Here is a 26,752-nt window from a genome sequence, read left to right as displayed (position 1 = left end):
CGGCGTCGCCGACGCCGAGCGGCGACGCGCAGGACCAGGCGATCGACGGCGAACCGTTCAAGTCGCCGTCGGGCAACATCTCGTGCGTCATCTCCGAGGAGGGCGCGGAGTGCGGCATCGCCTCGATCGAGGGCGACCCGCAGACCGTCGAGGGGTGCGACGGCACCGTGGGGCTGCTCGTCCGGCTGACGGCCGAGGGCGTGTCCCAGCCGTGCGTCCCGACGGGCGACGAGCCCGTCGCGGCACCCGCGGTCGTCGGCGAGCTCGCCTACGGGGAGTCGAAGAGCGCGGGCACGTTCGAGTGCGTCAGCGACGAGACCGGGATGGGCTGCCAGGACACGGAGAGCGGCGCCGGGTTCAACGTCCGACGCGCCGGGATCACCACGTTCTGACGCACCCGGACCCGCACGTTCTGACGCACCCGGACCCGCACGTTCCGGCTCACGATTGCTGCGGTCGCTGACCCCGCCGTCGCTCCGTCACCAGATCCGGACGCGCTCCTCGGGGGCGAGGTAGAGCGCGTCGCCGGGCGTGACGTCGTAGGCGTCGTAGAACGCGTCCACGTTGCGCACGGTGCCGTTGCAGCGGAACTCGTTGGGGGAGTGCGGGTCCGTCGCGAGCCGGCGGGAGACCTCCTCGTCACGCCCCTTGGACTGCCAGACCTGCGCCCAGCCCAGCAGGACGCGCTGCACGCCGGTGAGGCCGTCGACGACGGGCGCCTCGTCGAGCGGCGCGCTCAGGGCGATCTCGTAGGCCTTGAGCGCGATCGAGAGCCCGCCGAGGTCACCGATGTTCTCGCCGACGGTGAGCGCGCCGTTGACGTGGGTGTCCGCGAACTTCTCACCTACGAGCTGTGCGGGGCGGAACTCGTCGTACTGCGCGATCAGCGCCGCCGTCCGCTTCTCGAACTCCTCGCGGTCGGACGCCGTCCACCAGTCCTCGAGGCGTCCGTCGCCGTCGTACTTCGACCCCTGGTCGTCGAATCCGTGGCCGATCTCGTGCCCGATCACGGCGCCGATGCCGCCGTAGTTCACGGCGTCGTCGGCGTCGGGGTCGAAGAAGGGCGGCTGGAGGATCGCCGCGGGGAAGACGATCTCGTTCATCCCCGGGTTGTAGTAGGCGTTGACGGTCTGGGGCGTCATGAACCACTCGTCCCGGTCGAGGGGCCGCCCGATCTTGGCCAGCTCGTGGTCCTGCTCGTGCTCGTGGGCGCGCCGCACGTTCCCGACCAGGTCGTCGGCCGCGACCGTGAGCGCGGAGTAGTCGCGCCAGCGCTCGGGGTAGCCGATCTTCGGGTTGAACGTGCCGAGCTTGACGAGCGCGCGCTCCTTGGTCTCCTCCGTCATCCAGTCGAGCGCCGTGATCGACCGCCGGTACGCCTCGACGAGGTTCGCGACGAGCTCGTTCATGCGCTCCTTGTGCGACGGCGGGAAGTGCCGCGAGACGTACACCTCGCCTACCGCCTCGCCGAGGACGCCCTGGACGATCGACACGCCCCGGCGCCAGCGGTCCCGGACCTCCTGGGCCCCCGAGAGGGTGCGCCCGTAGAAGTCGAAGTTGGCCTCGACGATCTCCTCGGTCAGGTAGGGCGCCCGGGCCGTGACCGCGTGGTACGCCGCCCACAGCTTCCAGTCGGCGAGCGGCAGCGACGACCACAGCTCGGCGAATCCGGTGCAGTACGACGGCTCGCGCACGACGAGCCGGTCGAACGAGCCGGTCGGCGCGCCGAGCGCACCGACCCAGGTGTTCCAGTCGAAGCCCGGCGCCGACGCCGCGAGCTCGTCGAGGCTCAGCGCGTTGTAGGTGAGGTCCGCGTCCCGGTCGCGCACGACGTCCCAGTGGTGGGCGGCGAGAGCGGTCTCGAGGGCCATGACGCGAGCTGCGGCGTCCGAGGCGGCTGAGCCGTCGTCATCGGCGCCGACGGCTCCTGCGAGAGCGAGCATGCGGGCCACGTGCGCGACGTAGGCCTCTCGGACCTCCGCGTGCTGCGGTTCGCGGTAGTAGGCCTCGTCGGGCAGGCCGAGCCCGCCCTGGGTCAGGTGGACGACGTACGTCTCCGGGTCCTTCGAGTCGTTGTTGACGAAGAGCTCGACGGCGGCCGCAGCGCCCGTGCGCTGGAGGGCGCCGAGGACCCCGGTCAGCTCGTCGACCGAGGAGGCGGCTTCGATCAGCGCGCGGTCGGGGGCCAGGGGCGTGGTCCCGAGAGCCTCGATCCTGTCGGTGTCCATGAAGCTCGCGTAGACGGCGCCGATCTTCGTGCGCACGTCCTCCGGGCCTGCCGGGCCCGCGCCCTCGGCGGTCGCCTCGCCGCACTCGACGACGATGTCCCGCACGTGCTCCTCCGCCTGGTCGTGCAGGGCCCGGAACGCACCGTCCATCGCCCGGTCGCCAGGGATCTCGTGGCTCGCGATCCACCGGCCGTTGACGTGGCGGTACAGGTCGTCCTGCGGGCGGGTGCCGGGGTCGAGCGCGGCGAGATCGATGCCGGAGACGGCGGGGCCGTCGGTGCGCGGTGCGGTGTCGTTCGTCATGCGACCACCCTAGGTGCCCCCACCGACCGTGCGGCATCATGGGGCCATGCGCGTACACATCGCCGCGGACCACGCGGGCTTCGAGCTCAAGACCCATCTCGTCGAGCACCTCCGTGCGGCGGGGCACGACGTCGTCGACCACGGCGCCGACGAGTACGACGCCCTCGACGACTACCCGGCCTTCTGCATCGACGCGGCCGAGGCCGTGGCCACCGACCCCGGCAGCCTCGGCGTCGTGATCGGCGGCTCGGGCAACGGCGAGCAGATCGCCGCGAACAAGGTCGACGGCGTGCGCGCCGCGCTCGCCTGGAACCACGACACCGCGACCCTCGCCCGCCAGCACAACGACGCCAACGTGATCTCCGTCGGCGGACGCCAGCACAGCGTGGACGACGCCGTCTCGTTCGTCGACGCGTTCCTCGCCGAGCCGTTCAGCGGGGACGAGCGCCACCAGCGGCGTATCGACCAGCTCGCCGCGTACGAGGCGGCGCGCGGCTCCGTCGAGCCCACGGACTGACCCGCGTGCCCGAGGGGCACACCGTCCACCGGCTGGCGCACGCCCTGGGCGAGCTCTTCGCCGGGCAGAAGCTCGCGGTGTCGAGCCCGCAGGGACGGTTCGCGGACGGCGCGGCCGTCCTCGACGGCGCACGGCTCGTCGCCTCCGAGGCCTGGGGCAAGCACCTGTTCCTGGGCTTCGCCGCGCCGGGGGCCGTGGAGTCGGACGACGTCCCGGACCTGTGGCTGCGGGTCCACCTTGGCCTGTACGGCGCCTGGACCTTCGCGGGGGACGGGAGCGCCGTCGTCGAGCACGCCATCGGAGCGCCGCGCAGACGCATCGGGGAGGTCGAGTCGGCGGTACCGGATGAGTCCGCGGCAGGCCCTGCGCAACGGTCCGCGGAACGGCCCGCGCCAGCGCCTGAGCCACCCGGCCGGACGGTATCGCCGGACCGGTCCGGTGCGGACTCGTGGAACCCGCCCGAGCCGCGGGGCGCCGTCCGCGTGCGTCTGCTCGGTGAGCACGCCGTGGCCGACCTCAACGGACCCACCGCTTGCGAGGTGATCGACGGGTCCGAGAAGCGGGCGGTCGAGGCGCGGCTCGGCCCTGACCCCCTGCGCGGCGAGGCGCAGGGCGCCGGCCGGTCGGCGGACGTGGAGGCGTTCGTCGCGCGGGTTGGCCGTACGCGGACCGACGTCGGCCGGCTCCTCATGGACCAGGCCGTCGTCGCCGGGGTGGGCAACATCTACCGCGCGGAGGCGCTGTTCCGCGCGGGGCTCGACCCGCTCTCGCCGGGTCGTGACGTCCCCGCAGAGGTGCTCCGCTCGCTGTACGCGGACCTCGCCGCTCTGATGGCCGACGGCGTGCGGACCGGCCGCATCGTCACGACCCGCGAGGAGCACCGCGGCGACGACAGAGTCGCGGGCAGCCACCGGGTGCGGCAGAACACCGACGGTGACCCGGGCGCGGTGCCGCGCGAGCAGTCGTTCTACGTCTACCACCGCGAAGGGCTGCCGTGCCGCGTCTGCGGATCGACGGTGCTGGTGCGCGACCTCGCGGGCCGCACCCTGTTCTGGTGCCCGAGCTGTCAGGTCTGACGACCGGGCACCGTCACCAGATCCAGGAGCACGCCGGGGGCACCGGCCACCCGAAGGCGGTCGAGGCGCGGGCGAGCGAGCCAGGGGTCAGCTCCGTGACGAGCCCCGCGGCGGCGAGCGAGGCCAGGCTCGTCCCGCCGAGGTAGACGGACCCGAGCTCCCGCACGTCGAGGTCGAGGTCGGCGGGCCGGTCCGTCGGCGTGCAGGTCGCGTCGCCGAACGCGTCCGCGACCAGCGCCCAGTGCTGCGTCGCGGGTGTTGGCGCCGGGTGCTCGCCCGCATCGGTCGTCGCGGCGCCGCGCGCGGTGTCGCGCACCGAGAGCACGACGTCGACGTCCGCGGCGTACTGCCGACCGGAGAGTGCGGCGGCCACGTCGAGCACCCGCACCCACAGCGTGTCCTCGACCCGTGGGACGGCGGCCCGCGGGTCGAGCAGAAGCGTCAGCAGCGGGTCGTCGACCGGCAGCCGCGGGACCTTGACCTCGGTCATCAGGTCGAGGTCCAGCAGCAGCCCCCACAGCGCACGCGACGCCGCCGGGTCGAGGGCGACGGCCTCGAAGACCTCGACGCTCCCGTCCGGGCCGGCCTGGCCCCAGCCGAGCGAGCGCCGGAACCTCGCGTAGCCGCGGGGCTCCCCGTCCCGCTCGACGATCACGGTGCGCCACGGCTCCTTGCCGTGGCGGAACGCCGGGATGCTCGCCCAGTACCACGCCGTCTGCTCCGGCGACTCCCGCGTCGCCCAGCCGGGGCGCCCGACGCCTCCGTGGGCTGCGCCGGCCCGACGGTGGAGGTCGGCGACGACGTCGGCGTGCCGCGCCTGGTCCGACGCCTCGATGCGGGCCGTGTGCTGCTCGGCTCCCGGGACGTCCGCGAGGGCCGCACGGCGCGGCACGGTGACGGCCAGGCTGTCGGCCGCCTTGCCGTAGCCGAACCTCCCGTAGATGGTGCTCTCGGACGCGGTCAGCACCGACACGGCCTCGCCGCGTGCGGCGCACCCGGTGTGGTGGTGGTCCATCATCGCGCTCAGAAGCCCGCGTCGCCGGTGCCCGGGGTGGACGCCGACCCAGGTCAGCCCGCCCACCGGGATCTCGCCGCCGGGCACGGGGAATCGCGCGAACGGGTACGAGGACCCCATCGCGACGAGCTCGGTCACGTGCGGCACGGCGCCGTCGACGGGGACGGCGCTCGGGTCGGCGCGGTCGGTCTCGACGCCCCAGGTCCGGTCCCAGGAGACGGGGAGGGGTGCTCTGCGAGGTCGTCGACGCTGTCGCCCGACGGGAACGCCCAGAGGTCGACCTCGTAGAGCTCGCGTCGTCGTTCGTCGGTGAGCCGGACGAGGCGGTATCCGTCGGGTAGCGACGGCTGTCGCGCCGGTCCTGGCAGGTCCGAGGTCGCTGGTCCTGCTGGTGTCCCGTCGGCGGGTCGGACGTCGTGGCTCATGCCAGCGATTCTCGCGCCGCCGGGCGAGGGGCGCCACGGGATCCCTCGTGCGGCTGGGGCGTGACGGCGGGCGGCGGTAGGTTCGGCGGGTGGCGGACGACGTGAGACCGGGAGACGTGCCGGCGGCGGGCTCGGGTACGGGCTCGCACGGTGGAGCCGACCCGGCCCTCGAGTACCTCGACGAGGTGCTCGCCGTGGTGGAGCGCATCCCGGTCGCGCGGGCGACCACGTACGGCGTCATCGCCGAGGCGGTGGCGCGGGTCCTGGGTCGGGGCGGTCCCAGGCAGGTCGGCACCGTGCTCGCGAGAGCCGGGTCGGGCGTGCCGTGGTGGCGGGTGGTCAACGCTGCCGGGTCGCCGCCCGAGCACCACCGCACCCGGGCGCTCGAGGAGCTCCGCGCGGAGGGCTGCCCGCTGACGCGGGACGGCACCCGGGTGGACCTGCGCCGCGCCGGCTGGGAGCCGTGGGAGGACGAGGAGCCGGCGCGCTAGGCTGACCCAGTACCCCGTACTCACGGTCTCGGGTACTCGCGACGACGTGCGCGAGCCGACCCGCGCCGTCCGACCTCGACGACGAGGAGTCTCATGCGCATCGGCATCCACACCGGCTACTGGTCGGCGGGCCCGCCCCCGGGGATCGAGCAGGCGGTCGCCGCCGCCGACGCGCTCGGCGTCGACTCGGTCTGGACGGCGGAGGCCTACGGCTCCGACGCGTTCACGCCGCTCGCGTGGTGGGGCGCCCGGACGCGGAGCATCCGCCTCGGCACCGCGGTCGCGCAGATGTCGGCCCGCACCCCGACCGCCACGGCGATGGCGGCGCTGACCCTGGACCACCTCTCGGGCGGGCGCGCGATCCTCGGGCTCGGCGCGAGCGGACCGCAGGTCGTCGAGGGCTGGTACGGGCAGGCATACCCCAAGCCGCTGGCCCGCACGCGCGAGTACGTCGACATCGTCCGGCAGGTCCTCGAACGCGGCGCACCCGTCGAGTACGACGGGCAGTTCTACCAGCTGCCGCTGCGCGGGGAAGGCACGACCGGCGTCGGCAAGGCGCTGCGCTCGACGGTCCACCCGCTGCGCGCCGACCTGCCGATCCACCTCGCGGCCGAGGGCCCCAAGAACATCGCGCTCGCCGCCGAGATCGCCGACGGATGGCTCCCGCTCTTCTACACGCCGCGCCTCGACGCGGACTTCCGCGAGCGCCTCGCCGAGGGCTTCGCGAAGCGCGCCCCCGTGCGCTCGGCCGTCGACGCGTTCGAGGTGAGCGCGACGGTCCCCGTCGTCGTGGGGGACGACGTCGAGAAGGCCGCGGACGCCGTCCGACCCTTCCTCGCCCTGTACATCGGGGGGATGGGAGCCAAGGGCGCGAACTTCCACCGGGACGCGATCGACCGGCTCGGCTACACCGACGCCGCGGACGAGATCCAGGACCACTACATGAGCGGGCGCCGTGCCGAGGCGGCCGCCGCGGTGCCGACGGGGCTCGTCGAGGACATCGCGCTCGTGGGGCCGCGCGAGAAGATCGCCGAGGAGCTCGTCGCGTGGGAGCGGACCGCGGTCACGACGCTCCTGGTCCAGGGCGACGCGACGGCGGTGCAGACGATCGCGGGGATCGTCGGGGCATAGTCCGGGTCGGTCCGGGTCGGGGTCGGTCCGGGCGAGACGGACGACGAGAGGGTCGGCACCAGCGGTGCCGACCCTCTCGTCGTCGTGGAGCGCCCGTAGCCGGGCGACCCTCAGATCACGTACTCGATGAGCTGCGACGCGTCCTCGACGGGGGGACGGGGGACCGAACCCTTCGGCAGACGGATCGTGGCGGGCACGCCCACCGCGACCGCGCCGTCCGGCACGTCCTTGAGGACGACCGCGTTGGCGCCCACCTGGGCGTCGTCGCCGATCCACACCGGACCGAGGATCTTCGCGCCCGCGCCGACGACGATCCGGTCGCCGAGCGTCGGGTGGCGCTTGCCGCGGGTCATGGTGCGGCCGCCGAGCGTGGCGCCGTGGAACAGGACGACGTCGTCGCCCACCACGGCCGTCTCGCCGATGACCACGCCCATGCCGTGGTCGATGAACAACCGCCGGCCGAGGACGGCGCCCGGGTGGATCTCGATCCCGGTCGCCGCCCGCGTGGCCTGGGACAGCAGCCGAGCGAGACCCCGGAGGCCAGGCGTGTTCCAGAGGTGGTGCGCGGCCCGGTACGCCCAGATCGCGTGCACCCCCGGGTACGCCAGAGCGACCTCGAGGCGCGAGCGCGCCGCGGGGTCACCGTGGCGCGCCGCGTCGAGGTCCTCGTCGAGGACCTTGATGAAGCGGCGCAGTCTCGACATCGTCAGTCCATCAGGTCCGCGTAGAGGACCGACGAGAGGTAGCGCTCACCGAACGACGGGATGATCGTGACGATCGTCTTGCCGGCGTTCTCCGGGCGCTTGGCGAGCTCGAGCGCGGCGTAGATCGCGGCACCGGACGAGATGCCGACGAGCAGGCCCTCCTCCTTGGCGGCGCGGCGTGCGTACTCGACGGCCGTCTCGGCGTTGACGTCGATGACCTCGTCGTACACCTCGCGGTCGAGGATCTCGGGGACGAAGTTCGCACCGATGCCCTGGATCTTGTGCGGGCCGGGGGCGCCGCCGTTGAGGATCGCGGACTCCTCGGGCTCGACCGCGACGATCGTGACCTCGGGCTTGAGCTCCTTCAGGCGCTGGCCGACACCCGTGATGGTGCCGCCGGTGCCGATGCCGGCGACGACGATGTCGACCTCGCCGTCGGTGTCGGCCCAGATCTCCTCGGCCGTCGTGGCGCGGTGGATCGCCGGGTTGGCGGCGTTCGCGAACTGGCGGGCGAGGATCGCGCCCGGGCGCTCGGCGACGATCTTGTCGGCCTCGTCGACCGCGCCCTTCATGCCGCCGCCGGCCGGGGTGAGGATCAGCTCGGCGCCGAAGGCACGCAGCAGCGCGCGGCGCTCCTTCGACATCGACTCGGGCATCGCGAGCACGACGTCGTAGCCGCGCGCCGCGCCCACCATCGCGAGGGCGATGCCGGTGTTGCCCGACGTCGCCTCGACGATGGTGCCGCCCGGCTTCAGCTCGCCCGACTGCTCCGCGGCGTCGATGATCGCGACACCGATGCGGTCCTTGACCGAGTTGGCGGGGTTGTAGAACTCGAGCTTGCCGACGACCGTCGCGTCGAGGCCCTCGGTGAGCCGGTTCAGACGGACGAGGGGGTGTTGCCGACCAGCTTCGTCACGTCGTCGTAGATGCGTGCCATGTTTCCTCGATCGCTCCTTCGGCCTGCGCGGCCAGTTGGGTTCTGTGCGGTGAGATGGTGCGGGTGGTGGTGCCGGTGGTGCGTCCGGGTGCGGCGGCGAACCTGTGGACCGTGGCTCTCGAGGCCGGACCTGGGGTGCGGGGGAGGGCCAGGCAGGCACCGTCGTGGTGCGGCCGCCCTCGGGGAGCGCTGGGTGGTGGGCGCGGACGCCTCGGGCCAACGCTCTAGCGACAGCAGAGACAGCGGTCGCACGCAGGACAGCAGGACATGACGGGGGTGAGCGGCGTGGCGAGCAGGTCGCGCATCGTCCGGTCCCTCCGTCCGTCGTCCTCGGGCTGTCCGAAGACAACCTAACGATGTGTCCAACAGGTGGCAACGTCGTCTCATTCCCGGTCTCGTCCCCTCGGGCGGACGACGAAGGCCCCCGGCGTGGACCGGGGGCCTTCGTGGTGATGGAGCGGGCGGCGAGAATCGAACTCGCGTGATCAGTTTGGAAGACTGAGGCTCTACCATTGAGCTACGCCCGCACGTGACGTCCGAAACTGCTCTCGAGGCGTCCGGTAGAGACGATAGCAAAGGCCCGGGCGACTTCCGAAATCTGTGCGGCGCGTGTCGCTCGCCCCGTGGTCCGGCCGTCCCGCGCCGAGCACTATGCTTCTCGACGTCGCTCGTCGACGGACGGGGTGTGGCGCAGGTTGGTAGCGCGTCCGCTTTGGGAGCGGAAGGTCGCAGGTTCAAATCCTGTCACCCCGACCGGCCGGAGGCCCGGGATCTCGATGATCCCGGGCCTCCGTCGTGTTCGGCCTCGGGCCTCCGTCGTGCGTCGGCAGCCCTGTGCGCAGGGGAGATGTTCACGGGTTTCCCATGACGTAGCATGGAACGGTTGCCCGTACACCCGTCGCGTGGTCCGCCGCGCAGGTGTCCAGCGGCCTCGGAGGCTCAGCGTCCCGAGGTCGGCGGCTCATCGCACGGCGAGGGAACCCGCCGCGGTGTACGGCAGAGATCATCCGGACGCGTCGCCCTGCGCCGCGCCCGCCGCACGGACCGAAGCCGCACGCCGGCGAGCCACGAGCAGTTGGAGATCATCGAAGTGAAGAGTGCTGTCGAGACCCTGGACGCCACCAAGGTGAAGCTCACCGTCGAGGTGGAGAGCGCGGAGCTCGCACCGAGCATCGAGCACGCCTACAAGCACATCGCGGAGCAGGTGAACATCCCCGGCTTCCGCAAGGGCAAGGTCCCCGCGCGCATCATCGACCAGCGCGTCGGCCGCCCGGCCGTCCTCGAGCACGCCATCAACGAGGGCATGCCGGCGTTCTACCGCCAGGCCGCCACCGAGGCCGAGATCCGCCCCATGGGCCAGCCGCAGATCGAGGTGACCGAGGTCCCGATGGAGGCCGACGGGTCGCTGAAGTTCACGGCCGAGGTCGAGGTCCGCCCCGAGATCGAGATCCCCGCGCTCGACGGCGTGAAGCTCACCGTCGCGGCCGCCGAGGTCACCGACGCCGACATCGCCGCGCGCCTCGACGCGCTGCGCGAGCGCTTCGGCACCCTCGTGGGCGTCGACCGTCCCGCAGCCGAGGGCGACTACGTCGTCATCGACCTCACCGCGACGATCGACGGCGAGGAGGTCGACTCGGTCTCCGGCGTCAGCTACCAGATCGGCTCCGGCAACATGCTCGAGGGCCTCGACGAGGCGCTCACCGGCCTCTCGACCGACGAGACGACGACCTTCAAGGCCCCGCTCGCCGGCGGCGACCACGAGGGCAAGGAGTCCGTCGTCACGGTCACCGCGACCGCGGTCAAGCAGCGCGAGCTGCCCGAGGCCGACGACGAGTTCGCCGAGCTCGCCTCCGAGTTCGACACGATCGACGAGCTCACCGACGACCTGCGCAACCAGGTCGCCGAGTCCAAGATCAACGACCAGGCGGTCGAGGCCCGTGACGCGCTCCTCGCCCACCTCGTCGAGGCCGTCGAGTTCCCGGTCCCGCAGGGCGCCGTCGAGGCCGAGGTCCACCGTCACCTCGAGGGCGAGAACCGCCTCGAGGACGACGAGCACCGCACCGAGGTCACCGGCCAGGCGACCGAGGCGCTGCGCAACCAGATCCTGCTCGACACCCTCGCGGAGAAGCTCGAGGTCCAGGTCGCCCAGAACGAGCTGCTCGAGTACCTCGTCGGCGCGTCGAAGCAGTACAACATGGACCCGAACCAGTTCATCCAGTCGCTCGACCAGAACGGCCAGATCCCGGCCATGGTCGGCGAGGTCGCGCGCTCCAAGGCGCTCGCCGTCGCGCTGCGTGACGTCGAGGTCGTCGACAGCGAGGGCAAGGCCGTCGACCTGTCCGAGTTCATCGGGTCCGAGGAGGACGACGCTGCGGACGCCGCGGCCGAGGCCGAGCTCGCCGGTGGCGAGGCCGCCGAGCCCGAGGCGGAGGACGCCGCGACGGCGATCCCCGCCGAGGACGAGGCTCCTGCTGCCGCCGAGAAGCCGGCCGCCACGAAGGCTCCGGCCAAGAAGGCACCTGCGAAGAAGGCACCTGCGAAGAAGGCTGCGGCCGAGGACGAGGCTGCTGCCGACGAGAAGCCGGCCGCCACGAAGGCTCCGGCCAAGAAGGCTCCGGCCAAGAAGGCACCCGCGAAGAAGGCACCCGCCAAGGCGAAGGCCGACGCCGACAAGGCCTGATCGACGGTCTGAGCACAGACCGACCGGCGGACCGACGTCCGCCACCCGCACCACAGGACGGCCCCCGGTACGGCGGGGGCCGTCCTGCGTCGCGTGACCCTCGCCCTCGGGATCGCCGCCCCCGCCCCCGGGTGAGCCGCGCCGTCCGGCACGCCGGGCCCCCGGGTGAGCCGCGCCGTCCGCCACCGCCGACCGGTTTGTGCGCCGAGGGCGAAACGGCCGTGTACGGGGACGAGGACGGCACACCCTGCGCGTTAGGGTCACTGCAACGCCAAGGGCCCGAGCACCCGCAGGGTGCGGACGGCGCACAGGAGACGACCGCAAGGAGATGGACGTGACCGACCAGCTGCCGATGGCACGAGCCGAGGGATCCGGGCTCGCGCTCAACGACTCCATCTACAACCGGCTCCTCAAGGAGCGGATCATCTGGCTCGGCTCGGAGGTCCGCGACGAGAACGCCAACGCGATCTGCGCGCAGCTCATGCTGCTCGCCGCGGAGGACCCCGAGAAGGACATCTACCTCTACATCAACTCGCCCGGCGGCTCGATCACCGCCGGCATGGCGATCTACGACACCATGCAGTTCATCCAGCCGGACGTCGCGACCGTCGCCATGGGCATGGCCGCGTCGATGGGGCAGTTCCTGCTCTCGTCCGGCGCGAAGGGCAAGCGGTACGCGACGCCCCACGCCCGCGTGATGATGCACCAGCCCTCGGGCGGCATCGGTGGCACGGCGACCGACGTCCGCATCAACGCGCAGCTGATCATGCACATGAAGCGCGTGCTCTCCGAGCTGACGGCCGAGCAGACCGGCAAGACCGTCGAGCAGATCAACAAGGACAACGACCGCGACAACTGGTTCACGGCACCCGAGGCGCTCGAGTACGGGTTCATCGACCACGTCGTCGAGCACGCAGGGTCGGTCGCTGGCGGCGGCGGCACGGGCGCCTGAGCCCTGGGTCAGCGCCGACCCGCGCGCCCGCTCCGCCCCCGAACCCGCCCGAACCTCACCACCACCAGGAGACACCGTGAGCATCGAGTCCCAGTACATGTCCACCGCCCAGCGGCTCGCCGGCCCCGCGGGCCTGCAGGCCGCAGGCGGACGCGCCCTCCCGTACGGCGCGCCGTCGAGCCGCTACATCATGCCGCAGTACGAGGAGCGCACCGCGTACGGGATCAAGCGGCAGGATCCCTACTCCAAGCTGTTCGAGGACCGCATCATCTTCCTCGGCGTGCAGGTCGACGACGCGTCCGCGGACGACGTCATGGCCCAGCTCCTCGTGCTCGAGAGCCTGGACCCGGACCGCGACATCATCCTCTACATCAACTCGCCGGGCGGATCGTTCACCGCGATGACGGCCCTCTACGACACGATGCAGTACATCAAGCCGCAGATCCAGACCGTGTGCCTGGGGCAGGCGGCCTCCGCCGCCGCGGTGCTGCTCGCGGCCGGCCACCCGGGCAAGCGTCTCGCGCTCCCGAACGCCCGCGTGCTGATCCACCAGCCCGCGATGGAGGGCGGCGGCTACGCGCAGGCCTCCGACATCGAGATCCACGCCAACGAGCTCATCCGCATGCGGGAGTGGCTCGAGGACACGCTGGCGCTCCACTCGGGGCGCAGCGTCGAGCAGGTCCGCAAGGACATCGAGCGGGACAAGATCCTCACCGCCGCCCAGGCCAAGGAGTACGGGCTCGTCGACCAGGTGCTCGAGAGCCGCAAGCCGGTCCTTCAGAACAAGCCGTGACGAACGCGACCGAACCCGCCTGAAGCGCGGATTTGGTCACAAAACGGCCAGAACGCCCGAACGACCCTCGCGACCCGCCGGGGAGCCTGCTGACAACAGGCCCCCGGTGGTGTTCGATGGGGGGATCGACAGGGCAGCATCGACGACGTCACCCTCGGGTGGGTCCGCCGACGGTGCTGCCGTCAACCGATCACGAGGAGTCGCACCGTGGCCCGGATCTCCGACGGAGCCGATCTGCTGAAGTGCTCGTTCTGCGGGAAATCCCAGAAGCAGGTCAAGAAGCTCATCGCCGGCCCAGGCGTGTACATCTGTGACGAGTGCATCGAGCTCTGCAACGAGATCCTGCAGGAGGAGCTGACCGAGGCCGCCGAGGCCGGGCTCGTGGAGCTCCCCAAGCCGCGTGAGATCTTCTCGTTCCTCGAGCAGTACATCATCGGTCAGGACGCCGCGAAGCGGGCTCTGGCCGTCGCCGTGTACAACCACTACAAGCGCATCCAGGCCGCCGAGGCGACCAGCGCGGTCCACGACGAGGCCTCGGCGGTCGAGATCGCCAAGTCGAACATCCTCCTCATCGGCCCCACCGGCACGGGCAAGACCTACCTCGCGCAGACCCTCGCGAAGATGCTCGACGTCCCGTTCGCCATCGCGGACGCGACGGCACTCACCGAGGCCGGGTACGTCGGCGAGGACGTCGAGAACATCCTGCTCAAGCTGATCCAGGCCGCCGACTTCGACGTGAAGAAGGCCGAGACCGGGATCATCTACATCGACGAGGTCGACAAGGTCGCCCGCAAGGCCGAGAACCCGTCGATCACCCGCGACGTGTCGGGCGAGGGCGTCCAGCAGGCGCTCCTCAAGATCATCGAGGGCACCAGCGCCTCGGTGCCGCCGCAGGGCGGGCGCAAGCACCCCCACCAGGAGTTCATCCAGATCGACACGACGAACGTGCTGTTCATCGTGGCGGGAGCGTTCGCCGGGCTCGACGACATCGTCTCGACGCGCGTGCGCAAGCGCGGCGTCGGCTTCGGCGCCCCCATGGACTCCGACTCGAAGGACGACCTCTTCTCGGAAGTGCGTCCCGAGGACCTCCAGAAGTACGGCCTCATCCCCGAGTTCATCGGGCGTCTGCCGGTGATCGCCGCCGTGTCGCCGCTCGACCGCGACGCCCTCGTCAAGATCCTCACGGAGCCGAAGAACGCGCTCGTCAAGCAGTACGAGCGCATGTTCCAGATCGACGGTGTCGAGCTCACCTTCGAGGACGACGCGATCGGGGCCATCGCCGACCAGGCGCTGCTGCGCGGCACCGGCGCCCGCGGGCTCCGCGCCATCATGGAGGAGGTCCTCCAGCAGGTGATGTTCGACGTGCCGAGCCGCGACGACATCGAAGAGGTCGTCATCACGCGCGAGGTCGTCCTCGACAACGTGAACCCGACGATCGTCCCGCGGTCCGACGGCGGCGCGGCGGCCCGGGAGAAGTCGGCCTGAGCCTCCGGCAACGCCACCGCGCCTACCGCGTGTCGGTGTATAGCTCGTCGATCTGCTCGGCGAAGGCCTCGAGCACGACCTTGCGCTTCACCTTGAGCGACGGCGTCAGGAACCCGTTGTCCTCGCTGAAGTCGCCGGGCAGCACCACGAGCTTGCGGATCGACTCGGCACGCGAGACGGGCGCGTTCGCCTCGGCCACGGCCCGATAGAGCTCGTCGAGCACGTCGGCGTCGGTCGCGGCCTGCTCGACGGAGATCGACGACTTCCCCTGGACGGCGAGCCAGTGGCCCAGGCCCTCCTCGTCGAGCGTGATGAGCACCCCGATGAACGGTCGCTGGTCGCCCACGACGACGCACTGGCTGACGAGCACGTTGGTGCGCAGGCGGTCCTCGAGCCCCGCGGGCGCGACGTTCTTGCCGCCGGCGGTCACGATGATCTCCTTCTTGCGGCCGACGATCTTGAGGTATCCCTCGTCGTCGATCGTGCCGAGGTCGCCGGTGCGGAACCACCCGTGGTCGAACACCTCGGCGGTGAGGCCCGGCTGGTTGCGGTACCCGCGGAACACGTGGCCGCCCTTGAGCTGGATCTCGCCGTCGTCCGCGATCCGCATCGCCGTCCCGGGGAACGCGGTCCCGACGGTGCCGACCTTGCTGGCGCCGGGACGGTTCACGGCCGTCGGCGCGGTGGTCTCGGTGAGTCCGTAGCCCTCGAGGATGGTCAGGCCCGCGCCCCGGAAGAAGTGCCCGAGGTCGGGGAGAGCGGCGCTCCGCCGGAGATGGCGTACCGCGCCTGGCCGCCGAGCGCGTCGCGGAGCGTCTGGAGAACGAGCTTGCCGGCCACGGCGTGCCGGGCGCGGACGGCGAGGCTCACCGAGCCCTCGTCCAGCGCTCGCGAGTAGGCGCGCGAGGCCTCGGCGGCCCACTCGAAGATTTTCGCCTTGGCGCCGGTCCCGGCCTTGCGCTGCGCCCCGGCGTAGACCTTCTCGAAGATGCGCGGCACGGCCAGCAGGTAGGTGGGCCGGAACGTCGAGAGGTCGTCGAGCAGCTGCTTCGTGTCGGGGCTGTGGCCGATCACGCCCGGCGACGCGACCGACATCACCTGGATGTAGCGGGCGAAGACGTGGGCGAGCGGCAGGAACAGGAGGGTGCGGGCCCCGGGAGGCGCGACGATCTCCGAGAGCCCCCGCACGCCGTTGAGGGCCAGGTGGACGAAGTTGCCGTGGGTGAGCTCGGCGCCCTTGGGGCGACCGGTCGACCCCGACGTGTAGATGATGGTCGCCCGGTCGTCGCGCTGGGCGGCGTTCTGACGGGCCTTGAGGCGCGTGTCGTCGACGTCGGCGCCGGCCGCCACGAGGTCGTCGATCGCGCCGTCGGCGAGTACCACGACCTGTTCGACGGAGGGCAGCCCGTGCCGGGCCTCGGTCACGACGTCGAAGTGCTCCCGGGTCTCGGCGACGACGAACCGCGCGCCGGAGTCCTCGAGGATCCAGCGGGTCTCGAGGGCGGACGACGTCTCGTACACGGGCACCGGGACCAGGCCAGCGGCCCACGACGCGAAGTCGAGCAGCATCCACTCGTAGCGGGTTCGCGACATGATCGCGATGCGGTCGCCGTTCTGCAGACCGAGCGAGATGAGCCCCTTGGCCACGGCGGCCACCTCGGCCTGGAACTCGCGGGCGGACGTCGGCACCCAGGTTCCCGAGTCGTCGCGCCGCTCGACGAGGGGGCCGTCGCCGTCGCGCTCGACGCGTTCGGTGAGGATCGACGAGATCGTGGTCCGGGCGTCGACCTCGACGAGGCTCGGGGACTCGCTCTGCTGCACTGGGGGCTCCGTTGCTCTGGGGGTCCGGCGGCACAGATCCTACGCGGGCAGCGGGCGTGGTCCGGTCCGCCACGTGGTGCATCCCCGGGTCGGGATCTACGGATGCCTAGGATCGCCCCATGACCGACGTCCCGCCGTCCGACACCTCGCGGCCCAGCGAGGTACCCGACGAGATCCTGCGGCTGCGCGGCAGCATCGACAACGTCGATGCCGCCCTCATGCATCTGCTCGCGGAGCGGTTCAAGTTCACGCGCCGGGTCGGCGAGCTCAAGGCCGAGGCGGGCCTGCCCGCGGCGGACCTGGGGCGCGAGGCCGCGCAGATCGCCCGGCTCGGCGCGATCGCCGAGGGGTCGGGCCTGGACCCGGCGTTCGCGGAGCAGTTCCGCGAGTTCATCGTCAGCGAGGTCAAGCGGCAGCACCGCACGATCGCGGCGGCGCGCTCCGGCCGGGCGACCACCTCAGGCGTCGACGAGCCCGACCTCTACGCCTAGCCCCGGCACGTTCTCGGCGCGCCCCGGCACCACCCCCTCCGGCGGCTCGGCACCACCCCTGCGCCGAACCGGTGGTTCCGTTCGATGTCGGGGCCCGGATCGAGCACAACGACCGGTTCAGCGGCTGGAACTACCGGTTCGGCAGTCGATCCACCAGTTCGGCGGCGGGAACCACCGGTTCGGCAGTCAATCCACCAGTTCGACGGCGGGAACCACCGGGTCGGCGACCGACCCGCGACGCCTCCCCGGCCGACACGCCGACCGAGCCCCGCAGCCCCCACCGCGGCCGCAGTGGCGGCAGACCCTGATCTGTAACAGGCTGGGACGATCCTCGGGCGGTGCCCCGTCGGTCGTCTGCCGGTACGTCCGCGCAGGCCGGCCCCGCAGGACGTCGGACGACGGCCCGCCCCACCGACGACGGATGGGGACCTGCATGAAGATCGACTGGCTCAAGCCCCTGCTCGGGCACGACGGACCGTTCGCGACGGTCTTCCTCGACGCGACGGGCGGCGCCGACGCGGGCGACCGTGAGGTCGAGAACCGTTGGCGGTCCGCCCGCCGTGCTCTGGTCAAGGAGGGTGCACCCGACGCGGTGCTCGCGTCGATCGAGGACGCGGTGCTCCGCCCGACGGGCGTGCGAGGGCCGCACGGTCGGTTCCTCGTCGCGAACGACGAGGGCGTGCTCGTGGACCGGCTGGTCCGCACCCCGCCGAGCGTCCAGCAGGGCACCTACGGGCCGGTCCCGGTGCTGATCCAGGCCGCGAAGGCGGCGGACGAGTCGGTCTCGCGGGTGATCGTGACCGTCGACCGTCAGGGCGCCGACATCGAGTGGATCACGGCCGGTGGCCTCGACATCGGGGCGCTCACGGTCGAGGGCGACCACGACGAGGTCAGCAAGGCGCAGGCGGGGCGCATGCAGCAGCGCCGCGTCGAGGGTCGGGCCGAGGACTCGTGGGAGCGCAATGCGGAGACGGTCGCGGCAGTGGTCGACCGCGTGGCCGGCGAGCACCAGCCGGAGGTCGTCCTGATGACCGGCGACAAGCAGGCCCTGCGACTCGTGCATGCCGCGCTCGGCAAGGCGGTGGCACCGCTCGTGCGAGAGATCCCTGGGGGAGCCCGAGGCAACGGTGTGAACCGGGGAGCGCTCGACGCGCACATCGCCGAGGCGCTCGAAGCGGTCCGCGCGGAGCGCCGGGACGCCGTGCTGGCCGACCTCGCCGAGGGTCAGGGTCGCGGCTCCGGGGGTGTGTCGTCGTTGCCGGACGTCGCCGCGGTCCTCGCGCGCGGACAGGTGCGCGAGCTCGTGATCACCGAGGCGTTCGTCGCTGCTGCCCAGGCGGAGCCGCGCCATCTGTGGGTGGGGCCCGAGCCGCTGCAGATCGGGACGAGTCGCGACGCGATCGTCGCGCTGGGTGCGACGGACGAGATCCACGAGTACCCGGCGGGCGTCGCCATGGTGCGTGCCGCGCTCGGGCAGGACGCCGGGCTGACCTACGCGCCGGACGGCACGGTGGACCTCAAGGACGGGGTGGGCGCCGTCCTGCGCTGGAGCGACGACGAGACGCCCAGCGAGTCGACCGCGACCATGTCGGGGGACAACCACCGGCTGCACGGCGCGGTCTGAGGGGCTCGTCCGTCTGATGGGCGCAGCGGTCTGATGGGCGCAGCGGTCTGATGGGCACAGCGGTCGCAGCGGGGTAGCGATCCGGGGCTCACCGGACCTGCCGCACGCACCGGACGCACCGACGGCGGCCCACCCCGAGGGGTGAGCCGCCGTCGTCGTGTGTGGTCGCGTGCCCCGGAGGTCAGCCGCGCTTGCGGACTACCGGCTCGCCGAGCTCGTGCGAGACGACGACGAGCCCGCCCTGGACGGCGGCGTCGCCCTGGCCCTCGGTCGTCTCGACGACGACGAGCTCGCCCTCGACGCGGCCACCGTTGCGGACGTCGACGACCGACGCCTCGACGCCGGCGACACCGGCGGCGGGGACCGCGAGCTCGACGGCGAGGATCGGCGTCTTCATGGAGACCTTCGCCTCGGACTTGAGGCGGCGGAGCGCGGCGAGCGCGTGCCCGGCCACCGTCAGCACCTCGGGGTCGGCGTCGCCCGCGGCGGAGCGCAGGCCGTCGGAGGTCGGCCACGCGGCGCGGTGGATCGAGCCCTCGCGCCACCAGGACCACACCTCGTCGGTCGCGAACGGCACGACGGGAGCGAAGAGGCGCAGCAGCACGTCGAGCGCGAGGCCGAGCGCCACGCGGGCCGACTGCGTCTCCGCTGTGACCTCCGAGGACTCGAGGCCGGCACCGTAGGCGCGGTCCTTGACGAGCTCCAGGTAGTCGTCGCAGAACGTCCAGAAGAACGTCTCGGTGATCTCGAGCGCACGCGTGTGGTCGTAGCCCTCGAGCGCCTCGGTGGCCTTGTCCACGACGTCGGCGAGGCCCGCGAGCATCGCGCGGTCGAGGGTCTCGGTCACGAGCGCAGGGTCGAGCACGAGCTCGCCGTCGCCGAACGTCAGCGCGAACTTCGACGCGTTGAGGATCTTGATCGCGAGGCGTCGCCCGATCTTCATCTGGCCGACCTCGAAGGCCGCGTCCGTGCCGAGGCGGGCCGATGCCGCCCAGTACCGGACGGCGTCCGACCCGTGCTCCTCGAGGAGCCCCATCGGGGTGACGACGTTGCCCTTCGACTTGCTCATCTTCTTGCGGTCGGGGTCGAGGATCCAGCCCGAGATGCCGGCGTTCTTCCACGGCAGCGAGCCGTGCTCGAGGTGCGAGCGCACGACGGTCGAGAAGAGCCAGGTGCGGATGATGTCCTGGCCCTGCGGGCGCAGGTCCATGGGGAACACGCGCTCGAACAGGTCGGGGTCGCGCTCCCAGCCGCCCGCGATCTGCGGGGTGAGGGACGACGTCGCCCACGTGTCCATGACGTCGGCCTCGCCGACGAACCCGCCCGGCTCGCCGCGCTGGTCGGCCGTGAACCCGGCGGGGACGTCGGACGACGGGTCGACGGGCAGGCTCGCCTCGTCGGGGACGATCGGGTGGTCGAAGTCGGTGTCGCCGGAGGCGAGCACCGGGTACCAGAGCGGGATCGACACGCCGAAGAAGCGCTGCCGCGAGACGAGCCAGTCGCCGTTGAGGCCGCCGACCCAGTTCTCGTACCGGACCTTCATGAAGTCGGGGTGGAAGTCGATCTCCTCGCCCCGCGCGAGCAGCGCGGAGCGCAGGTCGAGGTCCTTGCCGCCGTTGCGGATGTACCACTGGCGGCTCGTGACGATCTCGAGCGGCTTGTCGCCCTTCTCGAAGAAGTTCGCCTTGCGCTGGGTCGCGACCGGCTCGCCGTCCAGGTCACCGGACTCCCGCAGCGCGTCCACGACCAGAGCGCGGGCGCTGAACGTCGTCTTGCCGCCGAGCTCGGCGAACAGCGCCGAACCCTCGGGCGAGGTGATCCACGCGGCGGGCTCGGCGGTCAGCCGGCCGTCGCGGCGCACGACGGAGCGCATCGGCAGGTCGAGCTCGCGCCACCACTGCACGTCGGTGAGGTCACCGAAGGTGCAGCACATCGCGATGCCCGCGCCCTTGTCGGCCTGCGCCGCCGGGTGGGCCACGACGGGGACCTCGACGTCGAACAGGGGGAGCGGACCGTCGTCCCGAACAGGTGCTGGTAGCGCTCGTCGTCCGGGTGCGCGATCAGCGCCACGCACGCGGGCAGCAGCTCAGGGCGGGTCGTCTCGATGAACACGGGGCCCTCGGCGGGGCTCCCGGCGCCGGGGTGGAACGCGACCCGGTGGAAGTGCCCCGGGTAGTCGCGGGCCTCGAGCTCGGCCTGGGCGACGGCGGTCTGGAACGTCACGTCCCACAGACCCGGGGCCTCGGCCTGGTACGCCTCGCCGCGGGAGAGGTTGCGCAGGAACGCCTTCTGGGCGACCGTCCGCGCGTCGGCGCTGATGGTCTGGTAGTGGTGGTCCCAGTCGACCGACAGGCCGAGCCGGCGCCACAGCGCCTCGAACGTCTTCTCGTCCTCGACGGTCAGGCGCTCGCAGAGCTCGACGAAGTTGCGTCGCGAGATCGGCTGCTGGTCGGCGTTCTTGATGCTCTTGCCCTCGCCGCCCTCGTGCGGGGGCTCGTAGCCCTCGGTGTAGGGCAGGGTCGGGTCGCAACGCACGCCGTAGTAGTTCTGCACGCGGCGCTCGGTGGGCAGGCCGTTGTCGTCCCACCCCATCGGGTAGAAGACCTCCTTGCCGCGCATCCGCTGGAACCGCGCGACGACGTCCGTGTGCGTGTACGAGAACACGTGGCCCACGTGCAGCGAGCCGGAGACCGTCGGGGGAGGCGTGTCGATCGAGTAGACCTCGTCGCGGGTACGGGTGCGGTCGAACGCGTACGTCCGTGCCGCGGCCCAGCGCTCGTCGTACTTCTCCTCGAGGCCGTCCGTGCTCACGCGGTCCGGTACGCCCCGGACCACCGCGTGCACGACGTCGGTGGCCTGCGCGACGGTGCTCGTCGCCTCGGCGGGACCGTCGGCGGGCGTGGCAGGGCTGTCCGGGGAACCAGGGGTGCTCATGGTCGGCATTCTCCCAGATCGTCCAGGCGTCACGCGACGTGTTCGGGTGCCGGACGGCGGCGCCCGGGCGGGGATAGGCTCGGTCGCATGGCACCACTGACGGTCGGTTACGCAGCAGCTCTCGAGCAGTTCCACCCCACGGAGGCGGTCGCGCTGAGCGCGTACGCCGAGGAGCACGGCTTCTCCGGGACGATGGCGGCGGACCACTTCGCCCCGTGGGTCCCCGCGCAGGGCGAGGCGTCCTTCGTCTGGAACGTCCTCGCGGCGCTCGGCGAGCGCACGAAGGGCGACCTCGGCCCCGGCGTGACGGCGCCGACGTTCCGCTGGCACCCCGCGATGGTCGCGCAGGCGTCCGCGACGCTCGCCGCGATGTACCCGGGGCGCCACTGGCTGGGGCTCGGCTCGGGCGAGGCGCTCAACGAGCACATGGTCGCGCAGTACTGGCCCGAGGCGCCCGAGCGCATCAACCGGATGTTCGAGGCGATCGACATCATCAAGAAGCTGTTCGCGGCGTCGCTCGCGGGCAAGGACGTCAAGCACTCCGGCCAGTTCTACAAGATGGAGTCGAGCCGGCTCTGGACGATGCCCGAGGTCGCCCCCGAGATCCTCGTGGCGACCGCGGGGCCGATCACCGCGAAGCGCGCCGGCAAGCACGCCGACGGGCTCATCACCGTCGGGGCGCCGCTCGAGAAGATCTCGATGCTCTTCGACCGGTTCGACACCGGCGTGCGGGAGTCCGGCCGCGATCCCGAGTCGATGCCGAAGGTCCTGCAGCTCCACATGTCGTGGGCCGAGACCGACGAGGAGGCGCTGGAGAACGCGTTGCACCAGTGGCCGAACGGCGGCATGAAGTTCCCCAAGGGCGACATCCGCACGCCCCACGAGCTCGAGCAGATGGCCAAGCTCGTGCGTCCCGAGGACTTCGAGGGTCGGCTCGTCATCTCCGCGGACCCCGACGAGCACCGGGCGTACATCCAGAAGTTCGTCGACCTCGGCTTCGACCGCATCTACCTCCACAACGTGGGGCGCAACCAGCGCGAGTGGATCGAGACCTTCGGCCGCGACGTCCTCCCCAAGCTGTCGCGATGACCGCCCGGATCGAGTCCTGGGCCCCCGACGGCATCGGGGACGTGCAGCCGGGCGACGACCTCGCCCGGATCGTGGGCGACGCCCTGGTGGCGGACGGCGTCGCTGACGGCGACGTCGTCGTCGTCACCAGCAAGGTGGTCTCCAAGGCGGAGGGCCGCGTGCGCGTGGCCGCCGACCGCGAGGCCGCGATCGACGAGGAGAGCGTCCGGGTCGTCGCGTCCAGGACCTCGCCGCGCGGGGTCATGCGGATCGTCGAGAACCGGCTCGGGCTCGTCATGGCCGCCGCAGGGGTGGATGCCAGCAACACCCCCGAGGGCACGGTCCTGCTGCTCCCGCTCGATCCGGACGCCTCGGCGCGCGCGATCCGCGCCGCGCTGCAGGAGCGGTTCGGGGTCAGGCTCGGCGTCGTCATCTCGGACACCGCGGGTCGCCCGTGGCGCGAGGGGCAGATCGACTTCGCGATCGGGGCGGCCGGTGTGCTGGTCCTGCGTGACATGCGCGGGACCCCCGACACCCACGGGCGGGAGATCACGGTGACGATGACGGCCGTGGTCGACCAGATCGCCTCCGCGACCGAGCTCGTCCGCGGCAAGGTTGCGGCGCGCCCCGTCGCCGTGGTCCGGGGGCTCGCGCGCTTCGTCACCGACACGGACGGTCCCGGTGCGGCGGCGCTCGTCCGGTCGGCCGAGGACGACCTGTTCCGCACCGGTTCCGAGGAGGCCTACGAGGAGGGCTACACGGCCGGGTACGAGGCCGGGGCCAACGACGCCTTCGCGTCCGAGCGCGACGCCGACGTCGAGCTGGACGGCGACGACGCTCTCTGACGCGCGTGCAGGCACAGAACCAGGCACGGACGCAGGCGCGGACCCAGGCACAGCCGCGGACGCAGCGGGCGGCACCGTGACCGACTACGCGACCGACCGGGCGACCGACAGCTCAGACGCGACCGACAGCCCACGCGCGACCGACACCCCAAGGTGGACCGTGGTCGTCCCGGTCAAGCGGCTGACGGGGGCGAAGTCACGCCTCGTCGACGGTCTCCCGGGCGACCCTGAGGGCGCCCTGCGTCGCGGTCTCGCGCGAGCGTTCGCCCTCGACACGCTCACGGCGGTCCTGTCCGCAGAGACGGTCGGCGCGGTCGTGCTCGTCTCGAGCGAGCCTCTCGTGCTCGACGAGCTGCGCGCCGACCCGCGCGTCGTGGTCGTCCCTGATCCGGGCGGGCTGACCGCGGCGGTCGTCGCCGGGATCGAGCGCGCGGCGACGAACCGTCCCGACGCGCGCTGCGCCGTCCTGCTCGGGGATCTCCCCGCCCTGACGGGTGGGGTGCTCGACGAGACCCTGGGGCTCGCGGCCGCGCACCCTCGCGCCGTCGTCCCCGACGCCGACGGCACCGGAACCACCCTGCTGACCGGTCGGACGCCGTCCGACCTGCGGCCCGCGTTCGGTCCCGGGTCGGCGGCGAAGCACGTCGCGGCGGGGCACGTCGCGCTGGAGCGCGCCCCCGGCCGGGCGCGACGGGACGTCGACACGGTCCTGGACCTGGAGGCCGCGGTCGGGCTGGGCGTCGGCCCACGGACCGCGCACGTGCTCGCTGGGCTCGCCGGCCGCGGGATGCCTGGGGCGCCGGACGGGCCGGGCGTCAGGACCTGAGACCGGCGAGGTCCAGCGCGGCGTCGACCATGACCCCCGTCGGCGTGCGCCCGTCGGGGCCGGACTCGTCACCCATGAGCAGGGGCACCGCCCGCGCTGAGATCCCGGCGGACTCGAGCGGGGCGACGGCCCCGGCGTCGGACGTGTCGACGAGCCACCCGTCCAGCAGGCCCGGCAGAGCCGCCGCGCCGAGCACGCCCGGGCCGTCGCCGGCGGGCGCGGGCCGTCGGTGCCCGCGGGCGCCGTAGTGGAGCCCGACCGCCTCGGCGGTCGACTCGACGCCGATCGCCGTCAGGCACGCGTCGGCCATGCCGCGCACGGGTGCGCCGCCGATGATGGGGGAGACCCCGACCACGGGAGCAGCGGTCGCTGCGAGCGCCTCGCGGATGCCGGGCACACCGAGGATCGTGCCGATCGACACGACCGGGTTCGACGGCGGCAGCAGGATCACGTCCGCGCGCTCGATGGCGTCGACGACTCCCGGGGCCGGACGTGAGTTCTCGACGCCGACCTGCACGAACCGCCGGGCAGGGAGAGCGGCGCGGTGGCGGACCCACCACTCCTCGAAGTGCATGGTGCGCTCGCAGCCTGACCGGTCGTCCGGGTCCGAGCCGTCACGTGCTCCGTCGTCGTGGGCCGGGCCGTCCAGCCCGTCCGACGCTGTGGCGGCCGGCGCGGAGTCGGCGTCGGAACTGACGACGACATGCGTCTCGCACCGCTGGTCGGTCATCGGGATCAACCGGGCGCCGGGTGACCAGCGCGCGCACAGCCGCTCGGTCGCCGCGCTCAGCGGCATCCCGGAGCCCAGCAGCTCGGTCCGGGCGATGTGCGTGCCCAGGTCGCGGTCGCCGAGCGTGAACCAGTCCCAGCCGAGCCCGTAGGCGTGCAACTCGTCGGTGACGTGCCGCGTCTCGTCGGGTCGCCCCCAGCCCTGGCCCTCGTGGATGCCGCCGCCGAGCGTGTACATGACGGTGTCGAGGTCGGGGCACACCTGGAGGCCGTGCAGGCGGAAGTCGTCGCCGGTGTTGACGACGACCGTGATCTCCGCGGCCGTCCCGTCGGGAGTGCCGTTGCGGTCGAGGTGGTCGCGCAGCCCGCGCGCGAACCGTGCCCCGCCGACGCCGCCGGCGAGGAGGGTGATGCGCACGCCGCTACTTCTTTGCGGCCTTGGCGGCGGCCTTCGCCGCCTTCTTGAACTCGCGGACCTCGTGCAGGCTCGTCTCGTCGGTCACGTCGGCGATCGAGCGCCGCGAGCCGTCGTCGCCGTAGGCACCCACGACCTCGTGCCACCCCTCGGGCGCGACGCCGCGCTGCTTCGCGAGCAGCGCCAGGAAGATCTTCGCCTTCTGCTCCCCGAACCCGGGCAGCGCCTTGAGCCGCTTGAGCACCTCGCGGCCGGACGGCGCCTCCTCGCCGGGTGCGCCCGTCCAGATCCGCGTGACGTCCCCGTCGTGGTCGTCGACGACGGCCCGCGCGACGGCCTGGATGCGGCCCGCCATGGACCCCGGGTACCGGTGGACGGCGGGGGTCGTCGCGCACAGCGTCGCGAACTCGTCGGGGTCGGCCGCGGCGATCGCGGCGACGTCGAAGCTGCCGGCGCGATCGCGGATCTTGCGCGGCCCGGCGAACGCGTGCTCCATCGGGTACTGCTGGTCGAGCAGCATGCCGATGAGCAGCGCGAACGGGTCGTCGCTGAGCAGCTTGTCCGTCGCGTCGTCGCCGGTGATCCAGAGCTGTGCGGTCATGGGTCCATCTTGCCCGGATGTACTCCGAGGCGCAGGTCCCGCGTTTTCGGCAGGCATTATTAGCCCATGTCGAGCAAGAAGTCGAAGCCGCCTGTCGACAAGAACGCCGTTCGTGCGCGTCTGGAGCGGGCGAAGGACGAGCAGCTCGTGGTGGGTGTGCGCCGCTGGATTCGTGGCGCGGACTACATCGAGGGGTTCGTGGTGGGTATCGGTGCCCGATGGGTGGCAGTCGCGGGGCTCGCCGGTCGAGTCAGATTCGACGGTTTTGCGCTTTTGCGGCTCAACGACATCCAGGCGGTCACGATCGATCCCGACCCGGACTGCTTCACGGTGAAGGCTCTGCGTGCTCGTTCGGAATGGCCACCACCCTCCACCGAGGTTGAGCTCGACGATCTGCGGGGTGCCGTGACGACCGCAGCGGCGGCCGCTCCGACAACCTCGATCTTCGTCGAGTTCGACAGGCCCGACATCTGTTATGTCGGCTCGTTGGTGTTCGTCGACAGCGCGGTTCTGCGCCTGCTGGAGGTCGACCCGCAAGGCCAGTGGCGCCGCAAAGCGCGATCACTCGACCCCGACGACGTGACGCGGATCGATTTCGGTGGCGACTACGAGGAAGCTCTCGCTCTGGTGGCTGGACCGCCGCCCCGAGACTAGAGCCAGC

At 72.1% G+C, this 26,752-nt stretch carries 22 protein-coding genes, 2 tRNA genes and 3 pseudogenes; 16 read left to right on the top strand and 11 right to left on the bottom strand.

The window, feature by feature from the left end; all coding sequences use genetic code 11:
• The first annotated feature begins 167 nt into the window (after positions 1-167).
• Complete coding sequence (locus QUE47_RS00210; protein WP_286218077.1) at positions 168-392, top strand: hypothetical protein; 225 nt, start codon at positions 168-170, stop codon at positions 390-392.
• 87 nt (positions 393-479) lie between these two features.
• On the opposite strand, the gene QUE47_RS00205 is transcribed toward QUE47_RS00210, so the two are convergent.
• Positions 480-2,531 carry a M13 family metallopeptidase gene (locus QUE47_RS00205; protein ID WP_286218076.1) on the bottom strand — a complete coding sequence of 684 codons (2,052 nt, stop codon included), beginning with the start codon at positions 2,529-2,531 and terminating at the stop codon, positions 480-482.
• A gap of 46 nt (positions 2,532-2,577) precedes the next feature.
• Between QUE47_RS00205 and QUE47_RS00200 the strand changes: the two genes are divergently transcribed.
• On the top strand, positions 2,578-3,048 hold the full coding sequence (locus tag QUE47_RS00200) for a ribose-5-phosphate isomerase (RefSeq protein WP_286218075.1): 471 nt from the start codon (positions 2,578-2,580) through the stop codon (positions 3,046-3,048).
• Between the two features lie 5 nt (positions 3,049-3,053).
• On the top strand, positions 3,054-4,124 hold the full coding sequence (locus QUE47_RS00195) for an Fpg/Nei family DNA glycosylase (protein WP_286218074.1): 1,071 nt from the start codon (positions 3,054-3,056) through the stop codon (positions 4,122-4,124).
• Between the two features lie 13 nt (positions 4,125-4,137).
• Here the strand turns inward: QUE47_RS00195 and QUE47_RS00190 are convergent, their stop codons facing one another.
• Together QUE47_RS00190 and QUE47_RS00185 are read right to left on the bottom strand one after the other, a co-directional pair.
• Positions 4,138-5,286: a GNAT family N-acetyltransferase gene (locus QUE47_RS00190; protein ID WP_286218084.1), complete on the bottom strand. Its 1,149-nt coding sequence runs from the start codon at positions 5,284-5,286 to the stop codon at positions 4,138-4,140.
• Positions 5,274-5,564, bottom strand: coding sequence for a hypothetical protein (locus tag QUE47_RS00185; protein ID WP_286218083.1), 291 nt, complete (start codon positions 5,562-5,564; stop codon positions 5,274-5,276). The genes QUE47_RS00190 and QUE47_RS00185 overlap by 13 nt, the downstream gene beginning before the upstream one ends.
• Positions 5,565-5,653: 89 nt before the next feature.
• On the opposite strand from QUE47_RS00185, the gene QUE47_RS00180 reads away from it, so the two are divergent.
• Positions 5,654-6,055 (top strand): MGMT family protein, encoded by a 402-nt coding sequence (locus tag QUE47_RS00180; protein ID WP_434019706.1) that lies wholly within the window; start codon positions 5,654-5,656, stop codon positions 6,053-6,055.
• A 93-nt stretch (positions 6,056-6,148) separates the two neighbouring features.
• Positions 6,149-7,186 carry an LLM class F420-dependent oxidoreductase gene (locus QUE47_RS00175; RefSeq protein ID WP_286218072.1) on the top strand — a complete coding sequence of 346 codons (1,038 nt, stop codon included), beginning with the start codon at positions 6,149-6,151 and terminating at the stop codon, positions 7,184-7,186.
• A 110-nt stretch (positions 7,187-7,296) separates the two neighbouring features.
• Here the strand turns inward: QUE47_RS00175 and epsC are convergent, their stop codons facing one another.
• The 3 genes and pseudogenes from epsC to QUE47_RS00160 form a co-directional block, all read right to left on the bottom strand.
• Positions 7,297-7,890, bottom strand: a complete 594-nt coding sequence (epsC, locus tag QUE47_RS00170) for a serine O-acetyltransferase EpsC (protein WP_286218071.1) — start codon at positions 7,888-7,890, stop codon at positions 7,297-7,299.
• Positions 7,891-7,892: 2 nt separating this feature from the next.
• Positions 7,893-8,827, bottom strand: a pseudogene (cysK, locus tag QUE47_RS00165) (cysteine synthase A).
• A 453-nt stretch (positions 8,828-9,280) separates the two neighbouring features.
• Positions 9,281-9,354: transfer RNA gene (locus QUE47_RS00160), tRNA-Gly, on the bottom strand.
• Between the two features lie 152 nt (positions 9,355-9,506).
• Here QUE47_RS00160 and QUE47_RS00155 point away from each other — a divergent pair.
• The 5 genes from QUE47_RS00155 (at position 9,507) to clpX (ending at position 14,737) form a co-directional block, all read left to right on the top strand.
• A tRNA-Pro gene (locus QUE47_RS00155) sits at positions 9,507-9,580 on the top strand.
• Between the two features lie 337 nt (positions 9,581-9,917).
• On the top strand, positions 9,918-11,507 hold the full coding sequence (tig, locus tag QUE47_RS00150; protein WP_286218070.1) for a trigger factor: 1,590 nt from the start codon (positions 9,918-9,920) through the stop codon (positions 11,505-11,507).
• A 328-nt stretch (positions 11,508-11,835) separates the two neighbouring features.
• Positions 11,836-12,459, top strand: a complete 624-nt coding sequence (locus tag QUE47_RS00145) for an ATP-dependent Clp protease proteolytic subunit (protein WP_286218069.1) — start codon at positions 11,836-11,838, stop codon at positions 12,457-12,459.
• Positions 12,460-12,535: 76 nt separating this feature from the next.
• Positions 12,536-13,252 (top strand): ATP-dependent Clp protease proteolytic subunit, encoded by a 717-nt coding sequence (locus tag QUE47_RS00140; RefSeq protein WP_286218068.1) that lies wholly within the window; start codon positions 12,536-12,538, stop codon positions 13,250-13,252.
• Between the two features lie 207 nt (positions 13,253-13,459).
• The gene (clpX, locus tag QUE47_RS00135) at positions 13,460-14,737 is read left to right on the top strand and encodes an ATP-dependent Clp protease ATP-binding subunit ClpX (protein WP_286218067.1); all 1,278 of its coding nucleotides are present in this window, start codon (positions 13,460-13,462) and stop codon (positions 14,735-14,737) included.
• A 22-nt stretch (positions 14,738-14,759) separates the two neighbouring features.
• On the opposite strand, the gene QUE47_RS17050 is transcribed toward clpX, so the two are convergent.
• Both QUE47_RS17050 and QUE47_RS17045 read right to left on the bottom strand, forming a co-directional pair.
• Positions 14,760-15,347, bottom strand: a complete 588-nt coding sequence (locus QUE47_RS17050) for a hypothetical protein (protein ID WP_434019771.1) — start codon at positions 15,345-15,347, stop codon at positions 14,760-14,762.
• Positions 15,348-16,426, bottom strand: a pseudogene (locus tag QUE47_RS17045) (AMP-dependent synthetase/ligase); the annotation flags it as partial.
• 251 nt (positions 16,427-16,677) lie between these two features.
• Between QUE47_RS17045 and QUE47_RS00125 the strand changes: the two are divergent.
• Entirely contained in the window at positions 16,678-17,049 is a 372-nt protein-coding gene (locus QUE47_RS00125; RefSeq protein WP_286218082.1) for a chorismate mutase, read from the top strand.
• A 433-nt stretch (positions 17,050-17,482) separates the two neighbouring features.
• Positions 17,483-18,673, top strand: a complete 1,191-nt coding sequence (locus tag QUE47_RS00120; RefSeq protein ID WP_286218066.1) for a baeRF2 domain-containing protein — start codon at positions 17,483-17,485, stop codon at positions 18,671-18,673.
• A 181-nt stretch (positions 18,674-18,854) separates the two neighbouring features.
• Here QUE47_RS00120 and valS read toward each other — a convergent pair.
• Positions 18,855-21,607, bottom strand: a pseudogene (valS, locus tag QUE47_RS00115) (valine--tRNA ligase).
• 87 nt (positions 21,608-21,694) lie between these two features.
• Between valS and QUE47_RS00110 the strand changes: the two are divergent.
• From QUE47_RS00110 to cofC, 3 genes are all read left to right on the top strand, one after another.
• Positions 21,695-22,696, top strand: coding sequence for a TIGR03557 family F420-dependent LLM class oxidoreductase (locus tag QUE47_RS00110; RefSeq protein WP_286218065.1), 1,002 nt, complete (start codon positions 21,695-21,697; stop codon positions 22,694-22,696).
• Positions 22,693-23,520: a coenzyme F420-0:L-glutamate ligase gene (gene cofE, locus QUE47_RS00105; RefSeq protein WP_286218064.1), complete on the top strand. Its 828-nt coding sequence runs from the start codon at positions 22,693-22,695 to the stop codon at positions 23,518-23,520. The genes QUE47_RS00110 and cofE overlap by 4 nt, the downstream gene beginning before the upstream one ends.
• 76 nt (positions 23,521-23,596) lie before the next feature.
• Complete coding sequence (gene cofC / locus QUE47_RS00100; RefSeq protein WP_286218063.1) at positions 23,597-24,346, top strand: 2-phospho-L-lactate guanylyltransferase; 750 nt, start codon at positions 23,597-23,599, stop codon at positions 24,344-24,346.
• On the opposite strand, the gene QUE47_RS00095 is transcribed toward cofC, so the two are convergent.
• Both QUE47_RS00095 and QUE47_RS00090 read right to left on the bottom strand, forming a co-directional pair.
• Positions 24,336-25,493, bottom strand: a complete 1,158-nt coding sequence (locus QUE47_RS00095) for a 2-phospho-L-lactate transferase CofD family protein (protein ID WP_286218062.1) — start codon at positions 25,491-25,493, stop codon at positions 24,336-24,338. The genes cofC and QUE47_RS00095 overlap by 11 nt on opposite strands.
• Before the next feature lie 4 nt (positions 25,494-25,497).
• Positions 25,498-26,091, bottom strand: a complete 594-nt coding sequence (locus tag QUE47_RS00090; protein WP_286218061.1) for an HhH-GPD-type base excision DNA repair protein — start codon at positions 26,089-26,091, stop codon at positions 25,498-25,500.
• Between the two features lie 66 nt (positions 26,092-26,157).
• On the opposite strand from QUE47_RS00090, the gene QUE47_RS00085 reads away from it, so the two are divergent.
• On the top strand, positions 26,158-26,745 hold the full coding sequence (locus tag QUE47_RS00085) for a hypothetical protein (RefSeq protein WP_286218060.1): 588 nt from the start codon (positions 26,158-26,160) through the stop codon (positions 26,743-26,745).
• Positions 26,746-26,752 lie beyond the last annotated feature (7 nt).

Source organism: Paraoerskovia sediminicola, assembly GCF_030296575.1.
GTDB classification, from domain to species: domain Bacteria; phylum Actinomycetota; class Actinomycetes; order Actinomycetales; family Cellulomonadaceae; genus Paraoerskovia; species Paraoerskovia sediminicola.
The sequence above is the reverse complement of the archived record's forward strand: the minus strand, read 5'-3'. Positions and strand labels throughout refer to the sequence as shown.

Bases quoted from the DNA above. Each gene is read 5' to 3' on its own strand.
- QUE47_RS00205 (WP_286218076.1), bottom strand. From the start codon at position 2,531: ATGACGAACGACACCGCACCGCGCACCGACGGCCCCGCCGTCTCCGGC.
- QUE47_RS00200 (WP_286218075.1), top strand. From the start codon at position 2,578: ATGCGCGTACACATCGCCGCGGACCACGCGGGCTTCGAGCTCAAGACC.
- QUE47_RS00185 (WP_286218083.1), bottom strand. From the start codon at position 5,564: ATGAGCCACGACGTCCGACCCGCCGACGGGACACCAGCAGGACCAGCG.
- QUE47_RS00175 (WP_286218072.1), top strand. From the start codon at position 6,149: ATGCGCATCGGCATCCACACCGGCTACTGGTCGGCGGGCCCGCCCCCG.
- epsC (WP_286218071.1), bottom strand. From the start codon at position 7,890: ATGTCGAGACTGCGCCGCTTCATCAAGGTCCTCGACGAGGACCTCGAC.
- QUE47_RS00145 (WP_286218069.1), top strand. From the start codon at position 11,836: ATGGACGTGACCGACCAGCTGCCGATGGCACGAGCCGAGGGATCCGGG.
- QUE47_RS17050 (WP_434019771.1), bottom strand. From the start codon at position 15,347: ATGCGGATCGCGGACGACGGCGAGATCCAGCTCAAGGGCGGCCACGTG.
- QUE47_RS00125 (WP_286218082.1), top strand. From the start codon at position 16,678: ATGACCGACGTCCCGCCGTCCGACACCTCGCGGCCCAGCGAGGTACCC.
- QUE47_RS00120 (WP_286218066.1), top strand. From the start codon at position 17,483: ATGAAGATCGACTGGCTCAAGCCCCTGCTCGGGCACGACGGACCGTTC.
- QUE47_RS00110 (WP_286218065.1), top strand. From the start codon at position 21,695: ATGGCACCACTGACGGTCGGTTACGCAGCAGCTCTCGAGCAGTTCCAC.
- cofE (WP_286218064.1), top strand. From the start codon at position 22,693: ATGACCGCCCGGATCGAGTCCTGGGCCCCCGACGGCATCGGGGACGTG.
- QUE47_RS00090 (WP_286218061.1), bottom strand. From the start codon at position 26,091: ATGACCGCACAGCTCTGGATCACCGGCGACGACGCGACGGACAAGCTG.
- QUE47_RS00085 (WP_286218060.1), top strand. From the start codon at position 26,158: ATGTCGAGCAAGAAGTCGAAGCCGCCTGTCGACAAGAACGCCGTTCGT.